Raw genomic sequence first — 5336 nt, 5'->3', positions numbered from 1 at the left:
ATTATAAATTATAAATATTTAATTTATTTTTTTAAGAAATATCTGGAATTAACAACTCTAGAGTTTTATGTTAAATACCTTTAGTTAATCTTATATCTTAAAATACTATACGATTACTTTCAGCTAGCTTATCAAATTAATTTAAGGGTGCATTTGGTTGGATTCGTGGGATATTAATCTACAAAAACCAAAAATATACGAAAATCAACTTGAAGAAATTGCTTCTGATGATTACGCACTATTGGTCACAGTAGCAACCAAACCTGATTTCTATAAGCAGTTTCCATTAGTTCTGGAATGTGAGAAGCGAGGGAAACCCGTTGGCGTGGTTCACACTGGTCAACATTTTGATGAGCTTTTAGGATACGGTTTAAATGAATTCCACTTAGACGAACGACTAGTAGCTAATTTAAATATTCGAGGTGATTTATCGGATAAATTCGTGGATTTATTTTCTAAAATGGTTAGATTCGGAAGATATCTGAGAAGAAAATATCCCAAAACCGAGTTCATACCCTGTGTTCACGGCGATACTCTAACAGCGGGTGTTGTACCCTTAGCCTGGAGCTATGGTCTGGGAAGAAAGTGTGTTCAAAACGAAGCAGGATTAAGGGGCATGTATCCTAATTCTATGTTTGACTTTGTGAAGGGTTCAATCGGTTTTGAAGACTTTATAAATAGTCAGTGGACCTTAGATTGGTTGATTGATAGAAATGAACCATTTCCAGAACAAATTGATACTTTTATTTGTGGTTCCAGTTGCTTCTGCTTTATAGCTCCCCACAAGATTAACTTTGAAAATCTAGTCCGGGAAGGATACGATCCCGAATTGATTCCAATTTGTGGCAACAGTGTTGTGGACGCCGTGGATTATACTAAAAATCACAAAGCAGAAAAAAGCATTTTTGAAATTTATCCTCAACTTGAACAGGATGAATGGTTAAGAATTGATATTCATCGTCGAGGAAACCTCATAGAATCCCGCTTTAAAAATATAATTCACGCTATAAAAAAACTGGTTTTAGAATACAAGATGAAAGTCTGCCTCGTAGAACTAACAGCAATGAAGCGAGGACTGGAGCACTACGGTCTAACCGATTATATTAAAAAACTATCCCAAAAGAATGAAAACTTTCTATTCACTCCCCTATGGAAAAACTACAGCAACGTAATTGAATTTTTCCGCTCAGGACACTGCTGGGCAAGCCTAACAGATAGTGGCTCCCAACAAGAAGAACTCAATGCTATTGGGGAGTGTGTATCACTCACTTGTCGCTTCAACACAGACCGACCAGAATCCGTGATGTCTGAATCAAACATCCTAACGCCTCCCCTTGAAAATTTACCTGACTTTCTCCAATATATTTACAAGAGTGACTACCGTAGAAGAATGAAAAAAGCACCAAAAATCTATGGATCAAATGTTTCCCAAAAAATAATTGATGCCATAGATAGAATTTTCAAAAAATATAGCACCTTCATATGGGCACATGAAAAATTTTTTAACTTTAAAAAAGAGAAAAGCATCGATTATCTCTAAAAAGGGCGAGTAACCGGAATAAGTTATTCAGAAATTTATGTGTATACTCTTGACAAGAAAAACTAGTCATATTTAAGGAAAAGGTATATAATTAATAAAAATCTCAACCTGATATTAAAAAATATTGAGGAAATCTTTTTAATGCCTTCTACACCTAATAAAAAATAATTCGAGGGATCAACTATGACTGAAAATTTATCACGATTCAAAGTAAAATTCACAGTACAAGAAGTGGGTGAAGCCGAGGGTGAACTTAACAGAATCTATGCACCTAGAACAGTTGAAGCCCTCAGAGACGCCCTCCCCATTTCAAGTAGAGCAAATGTGTGGCAGGAAAAAGAAGTCTACTTCAACGTAGGCATTAAGAAGGGATTAGAGAAAGCCACAAAAGACATTGAGAAAGCAACAATAGCTTATTGGCCAATTGGGGATGCCTTATGCGTGTTTCGGGATAAGATTGAGCCTTATTCTGAGGTGAATATTGTGGGGAAGGTTACTAAGAATCTTGAAATGTTTTCTAGAGTGAAGCGTGGCTACTTAATTCGGGTAGAGCTTGTTTAGGTGTTTGTTGTTCTGTTCTTCGTTGAAATGTTATAATGTTTATTTTTTTAATTACTGTTTTGTTGTGGGTTTCTTTTGGAGTCGCTTGTATGGTACTTTTCGCTAACAGGGGGTATGGTGTTGGAGGTTTTGTGTGGAGAATTTTTATATGGGTGCTGAGCCGAATTTCAGCTTGGGGGGCTGTCAATTACTCCTTTGATGGTGGTGGAAGCTACTTGGGGTTCGTGTTCTTAGTGTACAGTTTTTTAAAGGTCGTGTTATGTGTGAGCAAGCTATACAAGGTTTAGTTCTGACTAGGTTATCGGATGGGGCTTTCATGGGTTTGGTGTTGAGCATCCTAGTGGGTCTATGGGATGGCCATTGGCTAGATGTGAGTTGAGGAAGTGCTGAGTGTGATTAAAATGTTCCTTTTACTTTAAATGCTGCAAAACTTGAGATAAGGATTGGAGGGTTAATTGAACGGTTTTAAATTTGGTGGTGTATGAAACTCAATTTCTTGTTTCCATCCTATTCCTGTAGCCATTTCTCCATCCCCCTAAGAATCCCTTGAATATGCTTGTATTGGTTCACCCGTTCCCCGTTCATAATAAAGCCTTTACAAAGAGCCGTTTTTTTGTATTAAAAATGAATTAAAAGCATTTTTAGTCATATTTTTTATTTTTATTGTTTATTAACCATTTTTCATGTGATTATTTTGGCTTGATGGAAAAGGGATTATAAAAAATATTCAAATTTTTCATTAAAAATGATATAAAATTTTCATTGCCTCGAAGCTGACTTTCCATAAAAAAAGACCATTTAAAATGAGGATTTTTCCGTGTGTATCCCCAATTCATCGCAACTTCTTTATCCTTTGAGTTCAGACTCTAAAAATATTGCTGAAATTTTTTCCTATTTTCTCTCATAAACTCCTATCTGCTCGCTTAGACGAAACAATAGGTGTTTTTCCCTCAGCTCAGCATAAGAATGGGGAATATCATCCAGTCTCCCAGATATTTTTGAAAAATATGGAAAAACGGGGCGGTTCTATGTGTTTAATCATCTTTTATCTTTGAAATTCTCTAGGGTATTCTATTCTAGATAGCTGTTTTCTTCGAAACTTGGAAGAATAAAATTTTATATCAAAAATGGTGAAAAAGTTGAATATTTTTTTAAAACCTTTTTTTGACAAGACTTAAACAGACCTTCAGAAAAGAATTTAAAGGCATTAAAAATAAAAAAAAGTAATAAAATGACTTAAATTCATATTTAATGGTTAAAAATTATTTTAAATAATGATAAAAGCGCTAAGAATACCCAAATACTAAGAAAAAGAGAGGGACGAAAGCCTTTAAATATACTATACTTCACCCTTAGAATCCAAAAGGAAAACCAGTGGTGGAAAAAGGATGTTACTGTTGAAAAAGAGGCTCTATTTCCTTAATAAAGCATCATTCCATCTACAGAGCTTCACCTCTCTCATATATTTGTGTAAATCGGGCTTCTTTCAGCAGTTTTTTCCACCGCCAGACGAAACAATTGGAGAAGATAGCAATGTTTTATTTACTGTTCTTTGATCAGTTTTTGGATAGTGTGTGGAACTTTTTTGTCAATATTCTATACGTGCTCATAGTGATAACAGCGATATGGCTGGTGATTCTGGCCATTATCACCTGGAAGAAACCAGACCTAGGCTTCTCCATCCTAGGCGCCCAGTTGAAAATAACTTGGAAGATCCTAGCCGGGATAGGAAAACTGCTCTGGAAGGGCAAAAAGGTATTACTAGTGATAGGCGTATTTGCAGCAGTGTTTCTCACCACCACGGTAATATTGCCTGACTATTCGTGGTTTCAGGGAACCCAACTCCTAATATCTCTAGTCTTCTCATCTACTGCTACCACCACCCTAGTTGCAGCTGTGAAAAGAAAACGAGGGTTAGCCCTGAAACTTCTAGGTCTCACGGCAACCCTCACAGCGATAAGCTTCCTGTTCGTCACCCTACTCCTGCCAAACCTCACCACGATAACCGGTGTAAACCTTACGGGGCTTTACCTGATTGGAGGAGCAGCGCTAATCGGCTCTGGAGCCGCAATCGCTTACACGAAACATCAGAAAAGAGTAGTCAAAGAGAATGCGGAGAAAGACCTTATGCAGGAGCTAGAATGGGAGCTGGATAAAAATAAGGCTCCCCTCATATCCCTCAAGAAGCAGCTGAAGTACCTTCGCCTAGTTAGAATTCCTGAAAACTACATGGAGAATCTGAGGGAGCACGCAGAATCTCAGCTCAACGCCCTAAGAGATCCAAGCTATGCATCGCTGTCAAACACCGAGAGCCGCATCTTCTCGGGTGTCCCCCAGTTTCAGGGGTTAATCAAAGCCTTGGGGAATGTTCGCGTGACTGTGCGAACCGATTTCCACAACGGAATGGCTACCATAGGATTCTTAGCAGAGCCCGAACATCTCCTCAAGCTCAAGAGAGTACTAGAGTCACACATACCCGGAATCGAGTTAAAAATCGAGATCGCCAACTCCAACCGCCCCTACAGCCAAGCGAGTGTGGTACGCTTGGAGAACGCGGTTCCCAACTCTCCCACCCCCTTACGCCCCCTCTATGATCACTTCATACAAAATGTACTCAACGGCTTTGTAGACATCTACTTAAACCCCCACGGAGACTTCAGAGACGCGTTTAATAATGCTTGGATGAACTACTCGTACAAACAGTTCAAGAAGAGGGAGAAGGAGGACGGTAACGCTATTAATTATAGTGACGAGCAAAAGATGCAGAGGATGAGAAAAACCTTAGAGGAGGGAAGGACACGTGTGGGAGTTTACGCCGCGGTATATAACAATTCAGAGAGGAATGAGAAGGGAACCTCCTCTGTGGATGCTCTGGCATCGGTTCTAGCGTCGGGTTTCCGTTCGGCGAATGGCTCCGGTTCGGCGGGAGTTTCACATCAGTTTTCGCATACCATTAAAAAGTTTCAGGGAATCCATGCAGGGGCAAACTTGGAACTCACCAACCTCGAGGCCGCTGCTGTTTTGCAGATTCAGATTCCGGTGGAAACTCAGGGCTTCAGAGTGGACAAAACGGCGGACTTCCCGGTTTCGAGCCCAGGTAGCAGTGGAGAGGAAGGGTTGTGGCTGGGCTGGCTCACACGTGGAGGGAAGATACTTGAGGAGAAAGCGTACCTGAACTTGGAGAGCGTGAATCAGCACGTACTCATTGGGGGCTCCACCGGACGATAGATTCGCA

At 39.6% G+C, this 5336-nt stretch carries 3 protein-coding genes; all 3 read left to right on the top strand.

The genetic code is table 11. The features are described from left to right. Positions 1 to 157 precede the first annotated feature (157 nt). Positions 158 to 1540, top strand: a complete 1383-nt coding sequence (locus ACUVXA_RS15690) for a UDP-N-acetylglucosamine 2-epimerase (protein WP_445872225.1) — start codon at positions 158 to 160, stop codon at positions 1538 to 1540. A 183-nt stretch (positions 1541 to 1723) separates the two neighbouring features. Further along, a complete protein-coding gene (locus tag ACUVXA_RS15685) occupies positions 1724 to 2101 on the top strand; it encodes a cyclophilin-like fold protein (protein ID WP_445872224.1) in 378 nt (125 codons plus the stop codon). A gap of 1533 nt (positions 2102 to 3634) precedes the next feature. Beyond that, positions 3635 to 5329 (top strand): hypothetical protein, encoded by a 1695-nt coding sequence (locus tag ACUVXA_RS15680; RefSeq protein WP_445872223.1) that lies wholly within the window; start codon positions 3635 to 3637, stop codon positions 5327 to 5329. Positions 5330 to 5336: the final 7 nt, after the last annotated feature.

It is taken from the genome of Candidatus Jordarchaeum sp. (genome assembly GCF_052745115.1).
The sequence above is the reverse complement of the archived record's forward strand: the minus strand, read 5'-3'. Positions and strand labels throughout refer to the sequence as shown.